At 73.4% G+C, this 23,307-nt stretch carries 15 protein-coding genes, 2 tRNA genes and 5 pseudogenes; 16 read left to right on the top strand and 6 right to left on the bottom strand.

The features are described from left to right. Nucleotides 1–49 precede the first annotated feature (49 nt). The 11 genes and pseudogenes from H297_RS0132120 (at nucleotide 50) to H297_RS0132170 (ending at nucleotide 9,089) form a co-directional block, all read left to right on the top strand. A complete protein-coding gene (locus H297_RS0132120) occupies nucleotides 50–814 on the top strand; it encodes a TIGR03086 family metal-binding protein (RefSeq protein ID WP_078514938.1) in 765 nt (254 codons plus the stop codon). A gap of 255 nt (nucleotides 815–1,069) precedes the next feature. Continuing rightward, entirely contained in the window at nucleotides 1,070–1,351 is a 282-nt protein-coding gene (locus tag H297_RS0132125; protein WP_027740389.1) for a hypothetical protein, read from the top strand. Nucleotides 1,352–1,528: 177 nt separating this feature from the next. After that, nucleotides 1,529–1,705: pseudogene (locus H297_RS44760) on the top strand (acyl-CoA dehydrogenase); the annotation flags it as partial. 56 nt (nucleotides 1,706–1,761) lie between these two features. After that, a pseudogene (locus tag H297_RS44765) lies at nucleotides 1,762–1,953 on the top strand (acyl-CoA dehydrogenase); the annotation flags it as partial. 194 nt (nucleotides 1,954–2,147) lie between these two features. Further along, a complete protein-coding gene (locus tag H297_RS0132140) occupies nucleotides 2,148–3,047 on the top strand; it encodes a bifunctional MaoC family dehydratase N-terminal/OB-fold nucleic acid binding domain-containing protein (RefSeq protein ID WP_027740391.1) in 900 nt (299 codons plus the stop codon). 29 nt (nucleotides 3,048–3,076) lie between these two features. Then, nucleotides 3,077–3,262: pseudogene (locus tag H297_RS0132145) on the top strand (acyl-CoA dehydrogenase family protein); the annotation flags it as partial. Continuing rightward, on the top strand, nucleotides 3,253–3,765 hold the full coding sequence (locus H297_RS39700; protein WP_037795867.1) for a MaoC family dehydratase: 513 nt from the start codon (nucleotides 3,253–3,255) through the stop codon (nucleotides 3,763–3,765). The pseudogene H297_RS0132145 and the gene H297_RS39700, both read left to right, overlap by 10 nt. Next, on the top strand, nucleotides 3,762–4,922 hold the full coding sequence (locus H297_RS0132155) for a lipid-transfer protein (RefSeq protein WP_027740393.1): 1,161 nt from the start codon (nucleotides 3,762–3,764) through the stop codon (nucleotides 4,920–4,922). Before H297_RS39700 ends, H297_RS0132155 begins: the two co-directional genes overlap by 4 nt. Before the next feature lie 143 nt (nucleotides 4,923–5,065). After that, nucleotides 5,066–6,232, top strand: a complete 1,167-nt coding sequence (locus H297_RS0132160; protein WP_051352364.1) for a glycoside hydrolase domain-containing protein — start codon at nucleotides 5,066–5,068, stop codon at nucleotides 6,230–6,232. Nucleotides 6,233–6,399: 167 nt separating this feature from the next. Continuing rightward, nucleotides 6,400–6,966: pseudogene (locus tag H297_RS39705) on the top strand (SigE family RNA polymerase sigma factor); the annotation flags it as partial. Nucleotides 6,967–7,433: 467 nt separating this feature from the next. Next, a complete protein-coding gene (locus tag H297_RS0132170) occupies nucleotides 7,434–9,089 on the top strand; it encodes a long-chain fatty acid--CoA ligase (protein WP_027740395.1) in 1,656 nt (551 codons plus the stop codon). A gap of 75 nt (nucleotides 9,090–9,164) precedes the next feature. On the opposite strand, the gene H297_RS0132175 is transcribed toward H297_RS0132170, so the two are convergent. After that, entirely contained in the window at nucleotides 9,165–13,727 is a 4,563-nt protein-coding gene (locus H297_RS0132175) for a PAS domain-containing protein (protein ID WP_027740396.1), read from the bottom strand. A gap of 440 nt (nucleotides 13,728–14,167) precedes the next feature. Beyond that, nucleotides 14,168–14,575, bottom strand: coding sequence for an SSI family serine proteinase inhibitor (locus H297_RS0132180; RefSeq protein WP_078514942.1), 408 nt, complete (start codon nucleotides 14,573–14,575; stop codon nucleotides 14,168–14,170). A gap of 503 nt (nucleotides 14,576–15,078) precedes the next feature. Between H297_RS0132180 and H297_RS0132185 the strand changes: the two genes are divergently transcribed. The 4 genes and pseudogenes from H297_RS0132185 to H297_RS0132200 all read left to right on the top strand — a co-directional run bounded on the left by H297_RS0132185 (nucleotide 15,079) and on the right by H297_RS0132200 (nucleotide 17,175). Then, a tRNA-Ser gene (locus H297_RS0132185) sits at nucleotides 15,079–15,168 on the top strand. A 157-nt stretch (nucleotides 15,169–15,325) separates the two neighbouring features. Next, nucleotides 15,326–15,398: transfer RNA gene (locus H297_RS0132190), tRNA-Arg, on the top strand. 372 nt (nucleotides 15,399–15,770) lie between these two features. Further along, nucleotides 15,771–16,184, top strand: a pseudogene (locus tag H297_RS39710) (winged helix-turn-helix domain-containing protein); the annotation flags it as partial. 184 nt (nucleotides 16,185–16,368) lie between these two features. Beyond that, nucleotides 16,369–17,175 carry a TetR/AcrR family transcriptional regulator C-terminal domain-containing protein gene (locus tag H297_RS0132200; protein WP_027740399.1) on the top strand — a complete coding sequence of 269 codons (807 nt, stop codon included), beginning with the start codon at nucleotides 16,369–16,371 and terminating at the stop codon, nucleotides 17,173–17,175. A gap of 84 nt (nucleotides 17,176–17,259) precedes the next feature. Here H297_RS0132200 and H297_RS39715 read toward each other — a convergent pair whose 3' ends face one another. From H297_RS39715 to H297_RS0132215, 3 genes are all read right to left on the bottom strand, one after another. Beyond that, nucleotides 17,260–18,003, bottom strand: a complete 744-nt coding sequence (locus H297_RS39715; RefSeq protein ID WP_486589762.1) for a YceI family protein — start codon at nucleotides 18,001–18,003, stop codon at nucleotides 17,260–17,262. A gap of 418 nt (nucleotides 18,004–18,421) precedes the next feature. Beyond that, on the bottom strand, nucleotides 18,422–20,977 hold the full coding sequence (locus H297_RS0132210) for an MFS transporter (protein ID WP_486589763.1): 2,556 nt from the start codon (nucleotides 20,975–20,977) through the stop codon (nucleotides 18,422–18,424). Nucleotides 20,978–21,161: 184 nt separating this feature from the next. Further along, complete coding sequence (locus H297_RS0132215; RefSeq protein WP_027740402.1) at nucleotides 21,162–21,638, bottom strand: MarR family transcriptional regulator; 477 nt, start codon at nucleotides 21,636–21,638, stop codon at nucleotides 21,162–21,164. Between the two features lie 263 nt (nucleotides 21,639–21,901). Here H297_RS0132215 and H297_RS0132220 point away from each other — a divergent pair, with 263 nt between their 5' ends. Then, nucleotides 21,902–22,129 (top strand): hypothetical protein, encoded by a 228-nt coding sequence (locus H297_RS0132220; RefSeq protein WP_027740403.1) that lies wholly within the window; start codon nucleotides 21,902–21,904, stop codon nucleotides 22,127–22,129. Nucleotides 22,130–22,332: 203 nt separating this feature from the next. Here the strand turns inward: H297_RS0132220 and H297_RS0132225 are convergent, their stop codons facing one another. Beyond that, nucleotides 22,333–23,232 carry a hypothetical protein gene (locus tag H297_RS0132225; protein WP_486589764.1) on the bottom strand — a complete coding sequence of 300 codons (900 nt, stop codon included), beginning with the start codon at nucleotides 23,230–23,232 and terminating at the stop codon, nucleotides 22,333–22,335. Nucleotides 23,233–23,307: the final 75 nt, after the last annotated feature.

A 23,307-nucleotide genomic window follows, 5' to 3' on the forward strand; every position in this document is an offset into this window, starting at 1 on the left:
CGTGCGGAGACGGTGATCCGGCGGTAGCGGAGCGCGGGAGGCGCAGGAGATGACGGACGACAGGAACGCGGGGAACGCGGGCGACGTGCGGAACACCCGGGGCCCGGCGAGGGGCGCGGGTGCGGCAGAGAACACCGGGGCGGGTGCGGAGGGGGACGGGGTGGCCGTGGACCTGACCCCGGCTGCCGACCGGCTGGCGGCCCTCGTCGTGGCGGTGGACGAGGGGGTGCTGGACGCCCCGACGCCCTGCGCTGACTTCGCCGTACGGGACCTGTTGCGGCACATCGACGACCTCGCCGTCGGACTGCGGTGCACCGCGCGCAAGGACCTCGGCGAGGACACCTCGGGGGCCCGGGCGGACGGCGGGCGGCGGCCCCTCCGGGACGGATGGCGCACCCGGGTCCCGGGCCGCCTTGCCGAGCTGGCGGCGGCCTGGGCGGAGCCGGCGGCCTGGACGGGCGACACCCAGGCCGGCGGCCTCGCCCTGACGGGCGCGGAGGCCGGACTGGTGACGCTGGACGAACTGGTGGTCCACGGCTGGGACCTCGCGCGCGCGACGGGGCAGCCGTACGAGATCGAGGATGCCGACGGGGCCGACGGGAACGGTGAGGCCGACCGGGCCGACAGGGCGGCGGACAGGGTCACCGAGGCCGAACTGCGCCCATTGCACGCCTTCCTGGCGGCCGCCGCCGACGAGGCGAGCGGTGCGGGCCTCTTCGGCCCCGTCGTGCCCACCCGTCCCGGTGCGCCGCTGCTGGCACAGGTGGTGGCGCTCACCGGCCGGGACCCGGACTGGCAGCCGCCCGGTGCGTGACGGGAGGGGGGTGAGCGTGTGCCCGTGGGGGAGCGTGAGCGGGCTCGGGGGCGTACGGGGGGTTTATCGACACGTCGTCATACTTGCGAGGGAAACAACCCGTCAGGAGTGGTTCACCCGTTGTGCGGTGGGCAACTCTGGATCCGCGACGTCGTACAGCGAGGCCGCCGGCAGCAGGCCAACTGCCGACGGCAGCAAGGCACTTCTTGTGCAGAGCGCTCTCGTGGCGCACTCACGGTTCCTGGAGGACTGAACATGGCACGCATCCGTACCGCCCGCGTCATCGCGGCCGCCGCCGCCCTTCCGTTCGCCGTCGCCGTCATGTCCGGCGTGGCCCAGGCGGACAACGGCTCCCTTGCGGACGACGGATCGAATTCCAACGCGAGCTCGAACTCCCAGGTGCAGGGCGCCGTGGGTGACGGAAACAACACCAACAACGCCAACAATGCCACCGTCAACGGCAACGGTGCGGACGTGAACCAGGCCAACGTGACACACAACGAGACCACCACCGTCGTCTTCCACAACCTGTGGTGACCCGCTGAACGACCGGCCGGCCTGACGGGCCGGGCGTTCATGGGGACGGGCTGAGGCCGCGCGCCCGCGATGCCGATCGCGGGCGCGCGGTCGCGTTCCCGGGGGCGGTCGGGCAGCCGCACCGTAGCGGTGCGCGGGCTGTTGACAGTGCCCGTATTCCTGACGGACAGTCAGAAAATGCATCCCGTGCCCACCGAGCGGCAACGTGCGCTCCGCGCCGAACTGCACGCCTGCTGCGGCGTGTTACCGGCATCCCGCGATGCCGGGCAGCGCACGCTGCTGCGCCGTGTCGGGCCCGACGGGTGGCTCGGTCCGCACCAGCCGGTGGAGTACGGCGGCCAGGGGCGCGGCCCTGACAACCAGTCCGTCTTCTTCGAGGAGGCCCACCGCGCGGGCGCCCCGGTCTCCATGGTGACGCGGTGCGGTCCGGTTCGCCGGGTGCGTGCGAGGGCGGAGAGGCCGAGCGGAGGAACGCCGATGAACGCCGGTGAACGCCGATGAACCGAGCCGCGCAGACCAACACGTTCGGGGGCGGAGTGAGCGAGGTCCAGCGGGAGATCGCCGCGACCATGCGGCTCGGGATGCCCAGGAGGCGACGGTGAGCACACCGGGGACGCCCGGCTCCACGTGCGGGGCGGGCCAGGAGACGGCGGAGACCGCTGGGCAGCACGCTCCCGAGCGTCCGGAGTCGGAGCCTGGGACGCGCACAGGCGCTGACGCGCAGCCGCGCCCGGGGGCCGACACCGGGTCCGACGGGAGGCCGGAGACGAAGGCGGGGCCGGAGACGGGACCTGACGTGCTGTACGAGCGGCTGCGCGGCTACGAGGGGCGCCCGGCCGCCCCGCCGGCGCACGGGCGCGACCCGGTCGGCACGGCCATGATCCGCCACTGGTGCGAGGCGCTGGGCCACCCCGTACCGCCGGACGGTTCGGCGCCCGCGACCATGCTCCAGGTGTGGACCATGGCCGGGATCGACGGGCAGCCCGGCCGGCAGGGGCCCTACCTCGACCTGCTGGGCGCTCTGGACGGCGCCGGGTACACCTCCGTGGTCGCGACCGACTGCGAACAGGAGTACACGCGGCCGCTGCGTCCCGGGGACGAGATCACCTTCGACGCGGTGATCGAGTCCGTCTCCCCGCGCAAGACGACCAAGCTGGGCACCGGTCACTTCGTCACGACCCGCATGTCCGTGCGCGTCGGCGACGCCTTGGTCGGCACGCACCGGTTCCGCATCCTCAAGTACCGCCCGCACGGCCCCGCGCGAGCGCGTACGGACGCGCCCCGCCGGCCCCGTCCCGTCGTCAACCGGGACAACGCGGGCTTCTGGGAGGGGGTCGCCCGGCATGTGCTGCTCTTCCAGCGCTGCGACGCCTGCGGAACTGCGCGCTTCCCCTGGCTGCCGGGATGCAATGCGTGCGGTTCCGCCGAGTGGTCCGCTGTCGAGGCGTCCGGGAGCGGCACCGTCTACTCCTACGTCGTCATGCATCACCCGCCCTTCCCCGCCTTCGATCCGCCGTACGCGGTGGCGCTGGTGGAACTGGCCGAGGGCGTGCGGATCGTCAGCAACGTCGTCGGTGTGCCGTGCGAGGAGGTGCGCATCGGGATGCCGGTGGAGCTGGAGTTCCTGCGGGTGGACGACGCGCTGGAACTGCCCGTCTTCCGCGCCGCCGAGCCGCGCGGACAGGCGGCGCTCTGATGGACCTCACCCCCACCGAGGAGCAGGCGGCCGCCGAGGCGGGCCGCAGGGGCGTCCGCACCGGAGCGCACCTGCACGGTGGTGTCGGCGCCGATCTCACCCACCCGCCCCACCGGCACTTCCTGTGGGGCCGCCGACTGGCCGCCCGTCTCGGTTCTCCCGGCGCGCCGGGAGAGGCACTGTCCGATCCGGAGGGAGATGCCGCATGGCGGTAACAGAACCGGGCCCGCGCGAGGGCGACGCACTGCCGCTGCTGGAGATCCCGGTGACCCGCACGCTGATCGTCTCCGGTGCGCTGGCCTCGCGCGACTTCCAGGACGTCCACCACGACGCCGAGGCCGCGCAGCAGAAGGGCTCGCCCGACATCTTCATGAACATCCTGACGACCAACGGTCTGGTGGGCCGGTACGTCGTCGACTGGGCGGGCCCGCACGCCGTGCTGCACAAGGTCGCCATCCGGCTGGGCGCCCCCAACCACCCGGGCGACACCATGAAGCTGACCGGACAGGTCGTCGCCGTCATGCCTGCCGGCCCCGCCGCGCCCGGTGCGAGCGCCTCCGACGGTGCGCTCGCCGCTGACGGCGGAACCCTCGTGGAGATCGCCGTACGGGGTGCCAACCGGCTCGGCAACCACGTCACCGGCACCGTCACGGTCACCGTCCCTGCGGCGGCGCCCGGTGGATCGGGTGCGCCGGAGCGGGAGGGCACCCGCTCATGAGCCTGCGCGCCCCCGACACACTCGGCGGCAGGGCAGCCGTCGTCGGCATCGGAGCGACCGAGTTCTCCAAGGACTCCGGGCGCAGCGAACTGGCCCTCGCCACGGAGGCCGTCCGCGCCGCACTGGACGACGCGGGGCTCGCCCCCCAGGACGTCGACGGCATGGTCACCTTCACCATGGACACCAGCCCGGAGATCACCGTCGCGCAGGCGGCCGGTATCGGGGAGCTGTCGTTCTTCTCGCGGGTGCACTACGGCGGGGGCGCCGCCTGTGCCACCGTCCAGCAGGCCGCGCTGGCGGTCGCCACCGGGCTCGCCGAGACGGTCGTGTGCTACCGGGCGTTCAACGAGCGGTCCGGCCGGCGCTTCGGTTCCGGTGTGCAGCAGCGCGAGCCCTCGGCCGAGGGGGCGGCGCTCGGCTGGGCGCTGCCCTTCGGACTGCTGACACCCGCCTCCTGGGTCGCCATGGTGGCGCAGCGCTATCTGCACACCTACGGGCTCACCCCGGAGGCGTTCGGACACGTCGCCGTGGTGGACCGGAAGTACGCCGCCACCAACCCGGCCGCCTATTTCTACGGGGCGCCCCTCACGCCGGCCGACCACGCGACCTCCCGCTGGATCGTCGAACCGCTGCGGCTGCTGGACTGCTGCCAGGAGACGGACGGCGGCCAGGCGCTGGTGGTCACCACCCCCGAGCGGGCCCGCGATCTGCGGCACCGGCCGGCCGTCGTCGCCGCCGCGGCCCAGGGCGCGGGCCGCGCACAGGAACAGATGACCAGCTTCTACCGCGACGACCTGAGCGGGCTGCCCGAGACGGGCGTGGTGGCCCGCCAACTGTGGCGCACCAGCGGACTGCGGCCCGGGGAGATCGATGTGGCCGTCCTGTACGACCACTTCACCCCGTTCGTGCTGATGCAGTTGGAGGAGTTCGGCTTCTGCGGCCCCGGCGAGGGCGCCGCCTTCGTCGCGGAGGAGGCCCTGCCCCTCAACACGCACGGCGGTCAGCTCGGCGAGGCGTACCTGCACGGCATGAACGGCATCGCCGAGGCGGTACGGCAGCTCCGCGGCACCTCCGTCAACCAGGTCGGCGGATGTGAGCGGGTCCTGGTGACAGCGGGCACCGGGGTGCCCACCTCGGGACTGGTGCTGACCCGGTGACCGGTGAGTCGGGGGGCCGGTGACCCGGACGGGGGACGGCTTGGGAGGGGCGCGACCGGTGGGTGCCCGGCAGACGGCTGAATCCGGGGGCGCTGCTGGCGTGCCTGAGCGGTTCGGCGGGCCGTGGCTCGTTCACTCGCCTCATGGCGACAAAAAGTCTGATGATGCGACGAGCGGCCCTCGTCTCGGCCGCGCTCGCCGCCGCGCTCACCGGCGCCGCCCTCCCCGCCGCCGGTACCGAGCCCGCACCGCCCGACCACGCTCCCGCCGCTGCCGCTGACTCCGACCCGTCCCCCGCCCCGGGCGGTTCGGCGCCCCCGTCGCAGCAGCCCCCGGCGTCACAGCCATCGGCGTCGCAACCGTCGACGCCGGACCCGTCGGCATCGCAGCCCTCGACGTCCCGCCCCTCGACCTCCTCGGCCCCGACGTCGGAGTCGCCCGCGGGCGAGCCCTCCACCTCCACCGACGCGCGGAAGCTGACCGATCCCGCCGCACCCGACGTGCCCGCCGACCCGAAAGCGCCCGGCGCACCGGGCGTACCGGCCGACCAGCCGTCGCTCGTCGTGGGCGACCCCCGCGACTTCGGCGCGCAGATCTTCCAGGGGAAGGCCTTCGACACCTGCCAGGCGCCCTCGACGGCCACCATGCGCGCGTGGAAGGACGCCTCCCCGTTCGGCGCCGCGGGCATCTACATCGGCGGCCGCGGCCGTGCCTGCCCGCAGCAGAAGCATCTGAGCCCCGACTGGGTCACCGAGGTCAACCGGCAGGGCTGGAAACTGATGCCCATCTACGTCGGCTCGCAGGCGCCCTGCGTCGTCGCGAAGAACAAGCAGAAGTTCCGGATGAGCAGCAAGTACCCCTATGCGCAGGGGCAGCGTGAGGGGCAGGACGCGGTCCGGCAGGCGCAGCGGTTCCACATGGCCGAGAAGAGCGCCCTCTACCTCGACATGGAGGCGTACCACCACAAGAACAAGAGCTGTGCCGACACCACGCTGCGCTTCATCCAGGGGTGGAACAGCGCGGTACGTGCCCAGGGGTACGTCGCCGGGTTCTACGGCAGCGCCAACTCGGGCGCCGCCCACCTGGAGACGGCCCGCGCGGCGGGGGCGCGGGGGCTGCCGACGGCGGTGTGGTTCGCGCGCTGGCACGTGCCCGCCTCCACGGACGACGAACGCAACATCAACCCGAAGGCGTGGCAGCCGCACCGCCGGATCCACCAGCACACCGGCAGCTCGAAACGTACCTACGGTGGACACACGGTGACCGTCGATCACAACCTGGTGGACGCGCCCGTCGCCGTCGTCGGGTGACCCGGGCCGGGGTGAGGGTGGCGCCCCCTACACGCCCCTGAGCCCCGGAGCGGACGCCCTCCACCTACAGGAGGTGTAGGTACCACCACCCCTACACCCTGAGACGGACGCGGCTTCGCGACCTTGGGGCGATCCGGTGCAGGGCGGCGGCTCCTAGCGTGGATGCCATGACCACGCCTGGGACTGTTCGGACTCCCCGGACCACCTCCACGACGCACGCGGGGTCCCCTGCGGTGCCGCCAGCCTCCGGGGGATCACCGCTCACCTTCACCTCCTACGTTCAGGCCCGCGGCCAGGTGCTGCTGCGCACCGCCCGCTCCCTGACGGCCAACCCCAGCGACGCGGAGGACCTGCTCCAGACCGCGCTGACCAAGACCTACCTGGCCTGGGACCGGATAGCCGATCACCGCGCGCTGGACGGCTACGTGCGCCGGGCGCTGGTCAACACGCGTACCTCGCAGTGGCGCAGACGCAAGGTCGACGAGTTCGCGTGCGAGGAACTGCCCGAGCCCGACCCGCTGCCCGCACCCGACCCCGCCGAGCAGCAGGCCGTACGGGACGCGATGTGGCGGGCGGTGCTCAAGCTGCCCGCCCGGCAGCGCGCCATGGTGGTGCTGCGGTACTACGAGGACCTGAGCGAGTTGCAGACCGCCGAGGTGCTCGGAGTCTCCGTCGGCACGGTCAAGAGCGCCGTCTCCCGCGCCCTGGCCAAGCTGCGGGACGATCCGCAGCTCGTCGCCGACATCCGCGCGGAGGCGCACGGGGGCCGAGCGGGTCGATCGGGGCGGGCGGACCGGGCGGACCGCACCGGTGCGGCCGAAGGAGAAAGGACGCCGGGTGCCGAGGCGGCGCCGCGCGCGTGGGGCCCCGGCCCGGCCGAGCGGGCGCCACTTGCGGCCTGACCCCGCGCCGCAGCCGGCCCGCGGAGGCGACAGCTCCGGAAGCGCGGCCGGTCGCTCGCGAAGGCTGTGAGCGGGCCGGATGCGCGGGACCCCGTGACATACCGAGCGGTCGGTGGCAGGCTTCCGCGGAACCAGCGCGTTACCCCTGCGTACAGGTGTCGGGTCGTCGGGCTGCGGTGGACCGTGGTGCTTCCGTGCTGTCGCACCCGGGGTGCCGCCGGTGGCCGGACCGCCGTGCCGCCCCCTCGCAGGAGGTACCGCGTCTGCTCCGCGTAACCGCCGTACCTCGGGAGGCCCCGGTGCTGAGCACGATGCAGGACGACGTACCGCTGACCATCTCGCGCATCCTCCGCCACGGAACGACCGTCCACGGCGAGGCGCGGATCACCACGTGGGCGGGCGAGGCCGAGCCGCACCGTACGACGTTCCGCGCCACGGGCGAGCGCGCCGCACAGCTCGCGCACGCCCTCCGTGACGAACTCGGCGTACGCCCCGAGGACCGGGTCGCAACCCTCATGTGGAACAACGCCGAGCATGTGGAGGCCTACTTCGCGATCCCCTCCATGGCGGCCGTACTGCACACCCTCAACCTGCGGTTGCCCGCCGAGCAGCTGGTCTTCGTCATCAACCACGCGGCCGACCGGGTCGTCCTGGTCAACGGCACGCTGCTGCCCCTGCTCGCCCCGCTGCTGCCCCGGCTGGAGACGGTCGAGCACCTGGTCGTCGTCGGGCCGGGCGACACCTCCCTGCTGGAGGGCTGCGCCCCCCGGGTGCACCACTACGAGGATCTGCTGTCCGGGCGCCCGACCCACTACGACTGGCCGGAGATCGACGAGCGCACCGCGGCAGCCATGTGCTATACCTCCGGCACCACCGGCGACCCCAAGGGCGTCGTCTACTCCCACCGTTCGGTCTACCTGCACTCCATGCAGGTCAACATGGCCGAGTCCATGGGCCTGACCACCGCGGACACCTCGCTGCCGGTCGTCCCGATGTTCCACGTCAACGCCTGGGGGCTGCCGCACGCGGTGTTCATGACCGGGGTCGGCCTGCTGCTGCCCGACCGCTTCCTCCAGCCGGCGCCGATCGCCGAGATGATCGAGGCCGAGCGCCCCACCCACGCCGCCGCCGTCCCCGTCATCTGGCAGGGCCTCCTCGCCGAGCTGGCGGCCACGCCGCGCGACATCTCCTGCCTCAAGACCGTCACCATCGGCGGGTCCGCGTGCCCGCCCAGCATGATGCGGGCCTTCGAGGAGCTGCACGGCGTACGCGTCTGTCACGCCTGGGGCATGACGGAGACCTCACCGCTGGGCAGCCTCGCCCACCCGCCGGGCGGCCTCGACCCCGAGGAGGAGTGGCCCTACCGGGTCACCCAGGGCCGGTTCCCCGCCGGAGTCGAGGCCCGGCTGGCCGCACCCGGCGGCGGATTCGCGCCCTGGGACGGACGGTCCCCCGGGGAACTGGAGGTGCGCGGCCCCTGGATCGCCGCAGCGTACTTCGGCGGCGTCGACGAGCCGCCGCTGCGGCCCACCGACAAGTTCAGCCCGGACGGCTGGCTGCGCACCGGTGACGTCGGCGTCATCAGCCCCGACGGCTACCTGACGCTGACGGACCGCGCCAAGGACGTCATCAAGTCCGGCGGGGAGTGGATCTCCTCCGTCGAGCTGGAGAACGCGCTGATGGCGCACGAGGCCGTCGCCGAGGCCGCTGTCGTCGCCGTCAGCGACGACAAGTGGGGCGAGCGCCCGCTGGCCACGGTCGTCTTCAAGGAGGGCGCCGCGTCCGTCCCGTTCGAGGAGCTGCGCACCTTCCTCGGACAGACCGTCGCCCGCTGGCAGCTCCCCGAGCGCTGGGCCACCCTCGACGCCGTACCGAAGACGAGCGTGGGCAAGTTCGACAAGAAGGTGCTGCGCGGGCAGTACGCGGCCGGCGACCTGGACGTCACCACCTTGTGAACGTCCCGTGGGGCCGTCCGGGCGCGGTGTCACCGGCCGGACGGCCCCGCGGCACCGTCGGGGCGCGCGCCGGGGTCAGTTGGCGCCGATCTTCGCCAGCAGGTCGACGATCCGGGACTGCACCTCGGCACTGGTCGAACGCTCCGCCAGGAACAGCACCGTCTCGCCCGACGCGAGCCGCGGCAGCTCGCCCGGATCCAGGTCCGCCGAGGTGTAGACGACGAACGGGGTGCGGTTGAGCATCCCGTTCACCCGCAGCCAGTCGATGATGCCCGCGCGGCGCCGCCGCACCTGCATCAGATCCATCACCACGAGGTTCGGCCGCACCTGTGCGGCGATGTTCACCGCGTCCGCGTCCGTCGGGGCGTGCGCGACGCGCATCCCGCGCCGCTCCAGCGTCGCCGCGAACGCCGCCGCGACGGCCTGCTGCTCCTCGACCAGCAGGACCCGCGGCGGATGCTGCTCGCTGTCCCGGGGGGCCAGCGCCTTGAGCAGCACCGCGGGGTCCGCGCCGAAGGCCGCCTCCCGCGTGGCCTGGCCCAGTCCGGCCGTCACCAGCACCGGCACCTCGGCCGCCACGGCCGCCGTGCGCAGCGACTGGAGCGCCGTCCTGGTGATCGGGCCCGTCAGCGGATCGACGAAGAGCGCCGCCGGATACGCCGCGATCTGCGCGTCCACCTCCTCGCGCGAGCGCACCAGGACGGGACGGTAGCCGCGGTCCGAGAGCGCCTGCTGGGTGGAGACGTCCGGCTCCGGCCAGACCAGCAGCCGCCGCGGGTTGTCCAACGGCTCGGGCGGCAGCTCGTCGTCCCGCGCGTGCGGCGGCATCCCCGGGCTGCGCCCGTCCGTCATCGCGACGGGACTGTCCGGACCGTCCAACGGCTCCGGCCCCTCCGTCACGTCCTCACCGGACTGCGACGGAGAGGGGGACCGGGGCTGGGGCTGCGGCAGGGGTTGGTGCTGGGGCTGGGGCCGTGGCAGCGGCTGGGAGACAGGGCCCGCCTCGGGGGCGGACTGCTGGGTGTCTTCCGGCCCGCCCGGTGCGGGCGCGGTGCCGGACCGGCCGGTCGGCCGCTCCTGCGGGGTCGCCAACTTCCGACGGCGGCCTGTGCCGGGCGGCGGAGCCGGGGTGGAGGGGGTGGACGGTATGGCCGAGGAGGCCGAGGGCGCCGACGACGGCGAGCCGGGCCACTGCTGTGCCGCCTGCTCCGCCATCCGCTCCGTGAACGGCAGTCCCTGACCGAGAGTCCGCACCCGAGGGCCCTGGTCCGCTCCGTACGGGTCGGCCGGCGTCCCCGGCTGCCCGCCCGAGGACTGCCCGCCCGAAGGCGGTGCTCCAGGGTGGGGCTGTGCGCCGGAGGACCGGCCCGTTGCCTGCTGTCCCGGCGTGTGCTGCGGGTACGGGCCGCCGCCCAGGATGGGGCTGGCGGCCACCACCGAGTGATCCCGCGGCTGAGCCGGGTCGCTGCCCGGGGCACCGGTCCCGGTGCTGCTGCCCGCGCCGCTGTCGGCGGCGTCGGCGTCCGGGAAACCCTGCCCGGGCTCCTGCGGCACCTCTTGCGGGAGCTCCGGTCGCACGTCCTGCGGCGCCGCGTCGGCCGGAGCGGCGAGCTCTTCGGAGGCGTCGGAGGCGGGGACCGGTGGGAGGGCGAACGGCGCGTGCCGCGGGCCCTGCTGCGCCTCGGCCTCGGCCTGCGCCCGCGCACGCGCCGCAGCGATGCGCCGGGCCCTTCGGCCGCCTGCCGACGGCAGCTCCAGCCCGCCGGACACGTCCCCCGCCGCTTCCGGCCCGCCCGGCCCGAACGCGCCCTCGCCGTACGGTGCTTCCTGACCGGCATCCTCCGCGTACGGGCCACCGGCGTACGCGGCAGGCCCGCCCGCGTGCTGCACGGCCTCGCCGGGCTGCGGGTCGGTCTCGCCCGGCTGCGCGGCGGCCCCGCTCCCGTACGGGCCCGACGCCTCCTCCGCCGGGTCGGTCAGCGCGCGCCGGGCGCGCCGCCCACTGCCCTGCGCGGGTACGGGCGGCAGTGCGAGGGGACCGGCGGCGTCACGCGTCGCGCTCTCGCCGCCCGTCCCGGCCTGCTCGTGCTGCTCCTCGTCCGGGCTGGGCCGACGCCGCCGTCGACCGGTGGGCCGGGGCACGGCCGCCCCCTCCTCGTACGCCTCTTCGGACGGAGGAGCGGACGCCGTCCCTTCGCGGGCCGCCTCGTGCGCCATCCCTTCGCCGGGCGCGCCGTGAGGGGCTTCCTGCGCCGCCTGTTGTGGGGTCTGCGCGGCCTGTGGGGTCTGCGCGGGGATGCGTGCCGCGGACGTGCGGGCGGGTGCCAGCGCGTAGGCGCCCGACGGGTCGGGCAGGGCGGGCGAGGGCCCGCCGGACCCGTCGCCGGGGCCGCCTCGACCGGTTGAGGGAGAGGCGGACGGCCCCGGTCCCAACTCCAGGCTCTGCCGCGGGTCGGGCACGTGGTCGAGAGCGGGCGGTCCCTGCCGCGGGTCCCGTACCGGCTCCAGGCCGCCGGCCATCGGTGCCCCGGCCCCCTGACCGCCAGGTCCCGGCACGCCCTGCTGCGGCCCGCGGGACTGCTGCGGCCCGTGGGCAGGGCCCGGGGCCGGAACCTGCGGCCCCGGGCCCTGCTCCAGCTCCCGGCCCGGACCGGGCGGGTGGGCCCGCCCTCGGCCCGCACTCGCCCCGCCCTGGCCCGAGTGCTGACCCGGGTCCTGCGTCGCGCCCTGCCCCGGTACCGCTTGCGGCCCCGGGCCGTCTCCCCGGAACTCCTCGGCTGCGGTCCGGCCGGTCCCTCCCGTCCCGCGCGCCGGGGCCGATGGCATGGGCATGACCGTCGTTTCCCCGTGCTCGGTGCCCTGCACGACCCCCGGCACCCCGAAGGCTCCGACACCGGTGCCGCCGGTGCCACCGGTGCCGCCACCGGTGTCGGAGGCCGCACGCCGGGCGTGGCCGCGGCCCCCGGCGTGGCTGCCGCTGCGGCCCCCGCCGGACGAACCGGAACCGCCGGTGCCGTCCGTGCCGTTCGCCCCGTCCGTACGGTGCGTACCGCTCGTACTGTTCGCGCCGCCCGTCCCGTCCGTGCCGTTCGTACCGGCGCGGCGGGCGCGGGTGCCGGAGGGGCGTGCCGTGTTGCCGACGGCCTTGACCGGGACTTCGAGCACGTACGCGCTGCCGCCCGCCGAACCGGGGACCTCGTGCGTCTGGAGCACCCCGCCGTGCTGGTCGACGATGCCGCGCACCAGCGGTTCGTGGACCGGGCTGCCGCCGCCGTACGGACCGCGCACCTCGATCCTCACGACCTCCCCGCGCTGGGCCGCCGCGACCACGATCGTCGGGTCGACCCCCGGCGGCGGCGCCGACGCCGCGGCGCCCGTCGCGTCCACCCCGGCCACGTCGGCGACCAGGTGCGCCAGCGCCACGGCCAGCCGTTCCGGGTCGACCTCGGCCTCGATCGGCGGGGCGTGCACCGCGAACTGGGCCCGCCCGGGGCCGATCAGTTCGACGGCGCCCTCGACACCGGCCGACACGACGGCGTCCATCGGGACCGGCTCGGTGCGCAGCCGCTCCTTGCCGGCGTCCAGCCGCTGGTAGCCGAGGACGTTGTCGACGAGCGTGGTCATCCGGGCGTAGCCGGCGGACAGGTGGTGCAGGATCTGGTTCGCCTCGGGCCACAGCTGTCCCGCCGGGTCGGACGCCAGCGCGGACAGCTCTTCGCGCAATCGTTCCAGCGGGCCGCGCAGCGACTCCTCCAGGACGGCACGGAGCTGGTCCTGGCGTGCGGTCACGGCGTCGAAGGGGCGGCGGTCGGCGAACGTCAGCACGGCGCCCACCAACTGGTCGCCGTCCCGTACCGGGGCCGTCGTCATGTCCACGGGCACCGCGCGGCCGTTCTTGGCCCACAGCACCTGACCTGCCCGCACCCGGTGCTTGCGGCCCGAACGCAGGGTGTCGGCCAGCGGGGTCTCCTCGTACGGCAGCGGCGCCCCGTCCGGACGGGAGTGGTGCACCAGCGGGTGCAACTCCTGGCCGCCGAGGTCGCTGGCGCGGTAGCCGAGTATGTGTGCGGCCGCCGGGTTGACGAGGACCACCCGGCCCTCGGTGTCCACCCCGACCACGCCCTCGGAGGCGGCCCGCAGGATCATCTCGGTCTGCCGCTGCTGGCGCGCCAGTTCCGCCTCGGTGTCCAGGGTCCCCGTCAGGTCGCGCACGACGAGCATGAGCAACTCGTCGCCCGTGTACCCTGCGCCGCCCGGGTGGTCGGCGAACGCCGCGTCGATCGCGGACGCGTAGGGCGTCCGCCCGTCCTCAAGATTCGCGCTGGTCACCTCGACCGGGAACTCGGTGCCGTCCGTGCGCCGCGCGACCATCCGGGTCGGCTTCTGGCGGCCCTGAGCGGCAGCGGCGGCCTCCTCGGGGCGCCGCATCGACCCTGGGATGCGCTTCGAGTCGAACTCGGGAAGCAGGTCGAGCAGTCCGCGTCCGACGAGCGCCGTACCGGGCGTCTCGAAGGCCTCCAGGGCGATGGCGTTCGCGTTCACCACCGTGCCGTTGCAGTTCACCAGGAGCAGCGCGTCGGGCAGGGCGTCGAGTATGGCGGCGAGGCGAGCAGCGCCTCGGGATGGCCTGCTGCTCACGGCGACAATTCCCTCCTGCTGACCTCACGTGCTCGTGACCTTCCGCCCGATTCTTCCCCTTTGGTCCGGTCAGGTCCCGGCTGCCAGTCTGCCGGTCGCCTCGGGCATGTCACTAGAGGGGAGTCTACGGGCCGCGGTGGCGGACGCGGCGGCGGATGTGCGGGACCCACCCGCGTCCCGCACAACTCCCGGCCCACGGCTGCCAGGTGGAGGCCGCACCAGGAGCATCCCGCGGAATCGGGCGCACAGCAGCCACGAGAAACGCGCGCGTCTCTTCGCGGGGCGCCCGCTCGCACCCGGGCGCCCCGGCCTCCCTGTCAGGCGCCCCCGGCCGCTCGCGGGCACCCCTGGCGGCCTCGGGGGCCTGGGGGGCTGGGGGGGAGGACCGGGCACTGGTGGCCCACCACCCGACGCCGGGTCGAGGGCTGCTTGGCCGCGGATCAGGCGGTGCGGGGAAGAGCGGGCACCAGACTGTTCCAGCGCTCGACCTCGCACCCGTTGGACCGCGCGAACCGGGCCTCGACCTTCCGGCCGTGCCAGGTCCCCGTCACGCGGGCGGTTGCCGGGCCGCCGTAGACCATCGTGCACGTCGCGCCGGAGGGCACCGGCGCGAACGGGTCCCTGCCCTGGGAGGTGGCCCGGTCCAGCGCGGCACACGCCTTCCCCGGGGCCGCGTGCTCACCACCCGCGGGGTGGCAGCGCAGCGTGTACGTCCCGTCGCGCCCCGCGCCGCTGTCCGACACGGAGAAGGTGAGCTCGTCCGCCGGGCGGGGAGCCCCGGCCGTGCGGGAGGAGCCCTCCGCCGGCCGGGAGACGGCGGCGGACGCCTCCGGGGCACTCGCCGTCATCCCTCCGAGAACCGCAGGAACGAGCCCGCCGAGAAGGAGCAGGGTCGCACCGGTCGAAACCGGCCCGGCGGCAACGGCAGAGAGGGAGAAGAAAGGAGAGAAGGGAGGGAGGGACGGAAAAGGGGAGAGAGGGGAGGAGGCTGAGACACGGCGCGGCATGGGGCGACTCCGACGAGTGAGGGGCGACCCCTCCTGTTGACGGGGGTACGCCTTCTTCAGGGTGAGAAAGGGGCCAGAAGGAAGGGGGCGCCGCGAGTACGCCCCCTCTCGCTCAACGCCGCCGAGCCCCGCCCCGTTGCGGCCCGGGACCCGTCCGGGTGCGCGCCGTACGTGGGGCGGTACGGACGGTGTCGGCTCCAGGGGCCGGTGTAGGCTCCGCGGGCTGAGGCTTTGCCCAGCGGTCCGCGGACCGAGTACGGTAGGGGCCGATTGGAGACAGCCCCCGAGGCTGTGCCATCATCAGCACACACGTCGTCCGCCCCCGCGGGCGGAAACGCGTGTCTGGAGGCTTCGCCTAGTCTGGTCTATGGCGCCGCACTGCTAATGCGGTTTGGGGTGATCCCCCATCCCGGGTTCAAATCCCGGAGCCTCCGCTTCCGATCCCCGGATCACCGAAGCCCCGGCCCCTGGCCGGGGCTTTCGTCGTTTCCCCAGGTCAGAGGGGGTAACCGAAACGGATTTCGCCTCCGGACGCAGGTCATGTAATGTTGTTCCCGCAACGCCGCCCGGCAACAAAACGCCGGACAGCAAGCGCTCGTAGCTTAACGGATAGAGCATCTGACTACGGATCAGAAGGTTGCAGGTTCGAATCCTGCCGAGCGCGCAGAAAGGGAAAGCCCCGCTCCGGTTCATCGGAGCGGGGCTTTTTCATGTCGTCGGGCGGGATGGTACGGCGAAAGCGGCAGTTGTCGGCAGTTGTCGATAGCGTCACTCCGCGCCGCATCGGGCGGCTGCCGAGTGGGAAGAGTGGTTCGTCACGGCGGAAGGTGTGCCGCGGTGGGTGGTTCTCAGCGGAATCACATATTCCGCAAAGAGTCCTCTCACGGTGCTGGCCGATGCTGGTGAGATGAGCCGGAGCGGGAGCAGCGCGGCCGGGCCGCCGCGCGTACAGCGGAGCGAGTTCAGCCAGTACGGCGAGGGTCGCGAGCGCGGAGGGTGCAGTCAGTACGGCGGGTACGGCGAGTACGGCGAGTACACAGCCGGGGGGCACGGGGCCGTGCGTGGGGGTGCGCCGGCGGCGGAGCGGCGTGTGCGGGGGGCGCGTGCGACGTGGGAACGCTCGGGCGGGCGCGACGCGTTGCTGGTCGTCGGCGACCTGTCGCTGGACGAGGACAGCCGCGAGGTGTGGCGCGGCGGTGACGCGATCCGGCTGACCGCGACGGAGTTCGAACTGTTGCGGTTCCTGATGCGCAATCCGCGCCGGGTGCTGAGCAAGGCCCAGATCCTCGACCGGGTGTGGGATCACGGGATCGGCACGGGCGCCGACCGCGGCAACCTGGTCGAGCTCTACATCTCGTATCTGCGGCGCAAGATCGACGCGGGGCGCGAGCGGATGATCCACACGCGGCGCGGGGCGGGTTACGTCCTCAAGGCGGCCGAGCGGGGTTAGTCGTCCCGCGGGTGCCGTGAAGTCCGGAATACGCGTATTCGGGTCGCCGTAGGCGGATGAAGGGGCCGAAACGGATTAGCATCGTGGGGTGGCGGTGCGGAGTTCCTCCGGCTGTTGCCGCCTCGTTCCGCCCCTGGAGACCGGCTGATCCGAGCCGGGCCGGCCCGAAGAAGGAGCGCGTGCCATGAGCGACGGCAGCCGCACGAGCCGGATGCGCAGGACCAGCGTGTGGCTGGAGGAGAGGCCCGAGGCGCGTCGTAAGGCGGCGGGGGCGTCGCAGACGGAGGGGCTGGACCGGGCGAAGATCACGGCGGCGGCCGTGCGGCTGCTGGACACCGAGGGCCTGGCGAAGTTCTCCATGCGCCGGCTGGCCACCGATCTGGGGGTCACGGCGATGTCCGTGTACTGGTACGTGGACCGCAAGGACGACCTGCTCGAACTGGCCCTGGACGCGGTGGAGGGCGAGCTGGAGGTGCCGGACGCGGACGCCGAAGGTGCCGACTGGCGGCGGCAGTTGCGGCAGGCGGCGTACGCGCTGCGCGGGCTGCTGCGCCGTCACCCGTGGGCGTCGGGCACGCTCGGCAGCTTTCTGAACGTCGGACCCAGCGCGATGTCCTTCCAATTGGGCGTGCGCCGTGTCCTGCTGCGCTCCGGGCTGCCCGAGCAGCAGGCGGACGGGGCGCTGGCCGCCCTGTTCTCGTTCGTGTACGGGCACGCAGCGGTGGAGGCGAGCTGGTCGCGGCGGTGCAGCGAGGCGGGCGTCAGTTCGCAGGACTGTTTCGACGCACTGCGCAGCACGATCGGTACGCGTCCGGAGTACGCCGAGGGCGCGGATGCCGTGCGTCCGGTGCCGGAGCGGGACTTCGGCGTCGCGCTGGACTGCGTCGTCGCCGGTATCGAGGCCATGGCACGCGGCGGGCGCGGTCCGGCCCCGCAGGACCGGGCCGCGCCCGTGATTCCGCCGCAGCCCCCGGCCCCCGAGGACCGGTAGCCGGGCCCGAGGGCGGAGGGTCCGCCGTGGGCCGGGCCCGCGTCCCGGTTCGGCGGACCGGCCGTGGCAGGACGCGGGAGGGGCTCAGAAGGGGAGCGATTCCCCCTGGACGGCCTGGATGTCCAGGTCGACCCTGAGGGTCGTGCCGATGGCCGCGATACCGGCCTGGACGACCTGGTTGTAGTTCATCGCGAAGTCCGAGCGCCGCAGTTCGGCGGTGGCCCGGAAGGAGGCGCGCACGCCGCCCCACGGGTCGGGACCCGTACCGAGGTAGGTGAGGTCCAGGTCCACGTCGCGGACGACACCGTGCATGCCGAGCTGACCGTGGACCGTCCACCGGTCGGGGCCCGCCACGTCGATGCCGGTGCTCCGGTAGGTGAGATCCGGGTACGTCTCGATGTTGAGGAAGTCGCCCGAGCGCAGGTGCTGGTCGCGCATGTCGTTGCCGGTGTTGATGGATTCCGCCTTGATGACGGCCTCCACCGACGACTTGTCCGGGTCCTGGGCGATCTCGATGCGGCCGCCGAAGTCCGTGAACCGGCCGTGCACGCTGGTCATGCCCAGGTGCTGGGCGGTGGCGGCGACGGTGGAGTGCATCGGGTCGATGGTCCAGGTGCCGGGCGGCGGCAGTTCGACGCCGCCCTGCCGGGCGAGCACCAGGGTGCCCAGGTCGGCGCGTCCGGAGGCGGTGACCATGGCCGTGGAGGCGGCCGGTGCGTAACCGACGGCCGTGGCGATCACCGTGTACGCGCCGGCGGGCAGCGGGTCGGCGCTGCGCACCATGCCCTCGTCGTCGGCCTCGGCGCGCAGGACCTGGTTGCCGGTCATGTCCGTGACGGTCAGCACGGCGTGCTGCACCGCCCAGCCGTCCCGGGTCCGTACCCGCGCCCGGACCCCGCCCCTGGCCGGGGCGCCACCGCCGGCTGCGGCTCCGGCAGCGACACCGGCACCCCCTGCCGGACCTGCCGGACCTGCCGGACCCGCGGGTCCGGCTCCATCTGTCGCGCCGGCGGCGCCGGCGCTCGTCCCCGGAACACCGGCGCCGTAGCCGCCGTCTGTTCCGCTTGCCCCGACTGTCATGTCCTTCTTGCTCCTTCTCGCATACGGGCCCCGGCGCCTCGGTGGCGGGCCGTCCCTTGCCCGCGCCCGCAACGGGGTGCGGTCGACCGGGCGGCCGGGGCCCTTCCCCGGGCCGGACCGGACGGCGCGCGCTCCGCTCGATTCGCACGCCGCCCGGGCCGGGGGGTCACTCGTCCGGGTGGTGCAGCTCGATGTCGTACGCGTCCACTCCGGGCCCGGCCACACGCAGCGCGTTCGCCTGGGGCGGGTACCCGCTGGCGATGACCGAGTAGTCGCCGGCGTCCAGGTCGGTGAAGGCGTAGGCGCCGTCCTCACCGGTGGTGGACGTGGCGATGACGTTGCCGGCGGCGTCCACCAGCGTGACCCGCGCGTCCGGCAGGGGGGCGCGCCCCGCTCCCGCCCGCACGGTGCCGGTTACCCGGGCTCCGGCGGCCAGGTCGACGTCGAGCCGGGTCACGCCCTGGCCCTGCACCTCGACCGGGACCGCGGTGGGCCGGTAGCCGGCGGCGTTCACGGCGACAGTGAAGGTGCCGGTGACCAGCTCGTCGAAGCTGTAGTCGCCGTTGCCGCCGGTGACGCCGGTGGCGAGCACCTCGCCGCGCACGTCCGTGACGACGACCATCGCTCCGCTGACCGGCGTCCCGTCGGCCCGCCCGCGGACCTGGCCCGCGAGGCCGCTGGTGCCCGAGAGCAGCAGGTCGTGGCTGAGGGGGCCCTCGCCGATCACGATCGTGGACGCCTGCGGCTGGTGACCGTCGGCGGCCGCGATCAGCACGTACGAACCCGGCCCGGGAGCATCGAGCCCGTAGGAGCCGTCCGCGTGGGCCACGGAGCGGCCGAGCTGCCGCCCGCTGAGCGAGATCAGGGTGACCGCCGCGCGGGCGACACCGATGCCGTCGGCGTTGCGGACGGTTCCGTGGACCCCGTAACCACTGGTCGGGATCGGAGCCGGGGACTGGGCTGTGGCCATGGATGCGTACTCCCTGTACTGCTGAGTGTCGCCCCCCGGTTGTGCGGGCTGCGCCTGGGCGGCCTGTCCGCCGCCGATCGGCGCGCCCTGGTACGGAGCGCCCTGGTAGGCCATGGACTGCTGGTCGACCAGCGGCTGCGGCGCGGTGCGCTCGACAGCGGGTGCCTCGGCCGCGTACGCGCTCTCCCCCGCCGGTGCCGCCGCCATGGCGGCGGCCTGCTCGTCGGCCTCGCTCGCCTCGTTGGCCGAGGTGGTACGGAGCGGGACCTCGCGGATGAACAGCACGCACACCAGCGCCAGCAGCGCGACCGGAGCGGCGTACAGGTAGATGTCGCCGATGCCGTGCCCGTACGCGCTCTCCACGACGGTGCGCACCGGTGCGGGCAGCTTGTCCACGTCGGGCAGCGCGCTGCCTCCGCCACCGGTGGAGCCGCCGGTCGTGCCGGGCTTCATGCCCAGCTTGGCGAAGCCGTCCTCCATGTAGTGGGTGATCCGGGTGGAGAGCACGGCGCCGAGCGCCGAGACACCGACCGCACCGCCCAGCGAACGGAAGAAGTTCACCGTGGAGCTGGCCGCACCCAGGTCGTTGGCCTTGACCTGGTTCTGCGTGGCGAGGACCAGGTTCTGCATCATCATGCCGACGCCGAGGCCGAGCAGGGCCATGAAGATGGCCATGTGCCAGTACTCGGTGTCGTAGCGCAGCGTGCCCAGCAGGCCCATGCCCGCCGTCATCAGCACACCGCCGGCGACCAGGAACCGCTTCCACTTGCCGGTGCGGCTGATGACCTGGCCCGAGACGGTCGTGGAGACGAAGAGCCCGCCGATCATCGGGATCGTCATGACACCGGCCATCGTCGGCGACTTGCCGCGGGCGAGCTGGAAGTACTGGCTGAGGAAGACCGTCGCGCCGAACATCGCGATACCGACGAACAGCGAGCCGACCGCGGCCAGCGAGATCGTGCCGTTGCGGAACAGCCGCAGCGGGATGATCGGTTCCTTGGCCTTCGACTCGACGAGCACGAACAGCAGCGCCAGGACGATCGCACCGGCGACCATGGCGTAGGTCTGCCAGGAGAGCCAGTCGTACTTGTCACCCGCGAAGGTGACCCACAGCAGCAGGGTGCAGGCCGAGGCGGCGACGAGGAACGCGCCGAGCCAGTCGACCTTGACGTCGTCCCGCTTGACGACCGGCAGCTTCAGCGTCTTCTGGAGGACGATCAGCGCGATGATCGCGAACGGGACGCCCACGTAGAAGCACCAGCGCCAGCCGAGCCAGCTCGTGTCGGTGATCACACCGCCGAGCAGCGGGCCACCGACGGTGGCGACGGCGAACGTGGCGCCGAGGTAGCCGCTGTACCGCCCGCGCTCCCGCGGGGAGATCATGGCGGCCATGATGATCTGGGCCAGGGCGGACAGACCGCCCATGCCTATCCCCTGGACCACACGGAAGGTGATCAGCATGCCGGGGTTCTGCGAGAGACCGGCACCCGCGGAGGCCAGGACGAAGACGATCAGGGCGATCTGCACCAGCAGCTTCTTGCTGGTGAGGTCGGCCAGCTTGCCCCACAGCGGGGTGGACGCGGTCATCGCCAGCAGCGACGCCGTCACGACCCAGGTGTAGGAGCTCTGGCTGCCGTTCAGATCGGCAATGATCTTGGGAAGTGCCGTGGAGACGATCGTCGACGACAGGATGGCGACGAACATGCCGAGCAGCAGCCCGGAGAGCGCCTCCATGATCTGCCGGTGGGACATCTTCGGTGCCGCCCCGGGTGCCGGAGCGGCAGCGCCTGCGCCCGGCGCCGGGTTCTGGGCCTGGCCGCCGGCGGCGTGTCCGTGAGCCGCGTGTCGGGCCCCGCCGCTGGCCCCTTGCACGGCGTCGCGGGGCCCCCCAACCGGCGGCTGGGGTCGGGTTGTTGCCATTCGGCGTCCTTCTCACTCAGTGTGTTGCGGTGGTTTGCGTCTCGTGGGGTAGCCCGCCGCGGGCGCGGCAGTCCCCGAAGCTCGTACGGAGCCGGCTGAGCAGGTCGTTGAGCTGGGCGACGTCCTCGTCGCTCCAGTCGCGCAGGTGAGCGGCGATCGACTCGGTCGTCTGCGCCGAGAGGTCCGTCAGAAACCGCTCGCCCCGCTCGCTGATCCGCAGCAGCCGGGAGCGGCCGTCCTGCGGGTCGGGGTGACGTTCGATCCAGCCGTGGTCCGCGACGTGGGCGACGTGCCGGCTGGTCACCGACATGTCGATCGCCATCAGTTCGGCCAACTGACTGATGCGCATCTCCCCGTGCTTGTTCAGGAGCATCAGTACGGCCGCTGACGCGGGCGGACACTCCGGTGGAAGAAGACGGGCCATCTCGCGCTTGACGGCACCTATAGCGCTGATCTGCCGGGCCAGCTCCTCGTACTGACTGCGTTCGGCCATCTGCACCCCATGAACTTGTTGCTTAGGGCAACCATAGAAGTGGTTGGTTGCTGTAGGCAAGTTGATTCCGGTCAAGCGAGGCAAACACATCCTCAAATCTTGGTGTCTCCCCAATAAAGCGCGGAGCGGCGTACCGGCGAAAGCCCTGGTGACCGGGGTGACCAGGGGCGGACTCGGCACGCGCTCCGCATGTGAGGGACCGCACACCGACGGTACGGACCAGGCTGTGCCATCCGAGCGGCGGTTCGCTAGGGTCCTGGGACATGGCTCACAACCCGCACGCGCCCCAGGGTCCGGACGCACAGGGACACCCCGACCCGGCAGGCAGCACCCAGATGTTCCGCGCCTTCGTCGACGAGGGCGGCCCGCAGCCGGGCCGGCGGCAGGCGGCCCCCGCACCGGCCTCCGCCGGACCGCGGGTCGGTCTGATCGTCGGCGTCGTGGTCGCCGTCGTGGTCCTCGCCGCGGTGGGCTGGCTGGCGTTCTCGTAAGCGGATCCCCGTCGGGGCCGGTTCCCCGGGAGGAAGCCGTTTCTCCTGTGGGGCCGCCCCTGTCCTGGGGCCGGACCTGACGGGGGGGGGGGGGGTGAACCTGGCCGGAACCGGCGGGATCTTGATGGTGCCGCCAGCGGTTTCCCGGCGGGAGGCGTGGGGACGCGAAAGCCGTTTTTCTGACGGAGGCCCGGGGAAGCTGCTCACTTCCAGCCGGAGAGCTTCACCTCGCGGGTCTCGACGTGCATGCCCAGCGGCACCCGCCACGCATCCACGCACACCGTCCAGCTCTTCTCCTTCTTCTCCCCGGCGTCGATCGGCACGGGGAGCGCGTGTGTGCTCTCGCGGGTGGCCCAGTCGACGCCGAGGCCGCCGATGATGTGGGTGGCGAAGGTGATACTGCCGCCGGTCACCGGTCGGCCGCCCGCGTTGACGAGGTGGACGGTCACCTTCTCGCACCACCTCTTCCCCGCCTTCGCCCGCTCCGGCTCGCTCACGGTGAGCAGCGCGGGCCCGTCCGTGCCCTCGCCCTTCCCCGGCGCACCGGAGGAGGGGGTGCCGCTCCCGCCGTCCGTGCCCGTACCCGTGCCGGGCGACGCGGAACCGGAGGAGCCCTGACCGGGGCCTTCGCCGCCTGCGCCGTCACTGCTGCTTTCCGCGCCGGTTCCCGCGCTCGCGTCGCCGGAGCCCGCCGCGCCCTGGCCGTCGTCGCCGTCTCCGGTGCCGCCGCCCCGGCCTCCGCCGCCGTCACCGCTCCCGTCGCCGCCTTCGCGGGCCCCGCCGTCCGCGCCGGAGCCGCGCTCGCCGCCGTCGCCCCTCCCCTGGCCCGGCAGCGGCACCATGCGCACCTTGCCGTCCGGCCGTACGGTTGCGGAGCTGTCGCCGGGCCTGCCGGACGGGTCGTCGGCGCCGACCGCCACGTACCCCTCGTCGTCGCTGCCGCCGCAGCCGCCGAGCAGTGGTGCCCCCAGACAGACGAGAGCCGCCGAGGCGGCTATCCGACCGCCCCGACGGCTCCGTACCCTGCTGCCGCCTCCGAGTCGTCCCTGACTTCCGCGGCTGCTCCGGTGTCCCTGGCTCCGCCGGCTCCCCTGCTTTCGCATGGCGCCAGTGTCACTGACGACCCGTCAGTTGTGAAGCCTTCGGCCGCTCCTTCCCGGATGCCTGTCCGTCTCCGT

It is taken from the genome of Streptomyces sp. CNT360, from assembly GCF_000424785.1.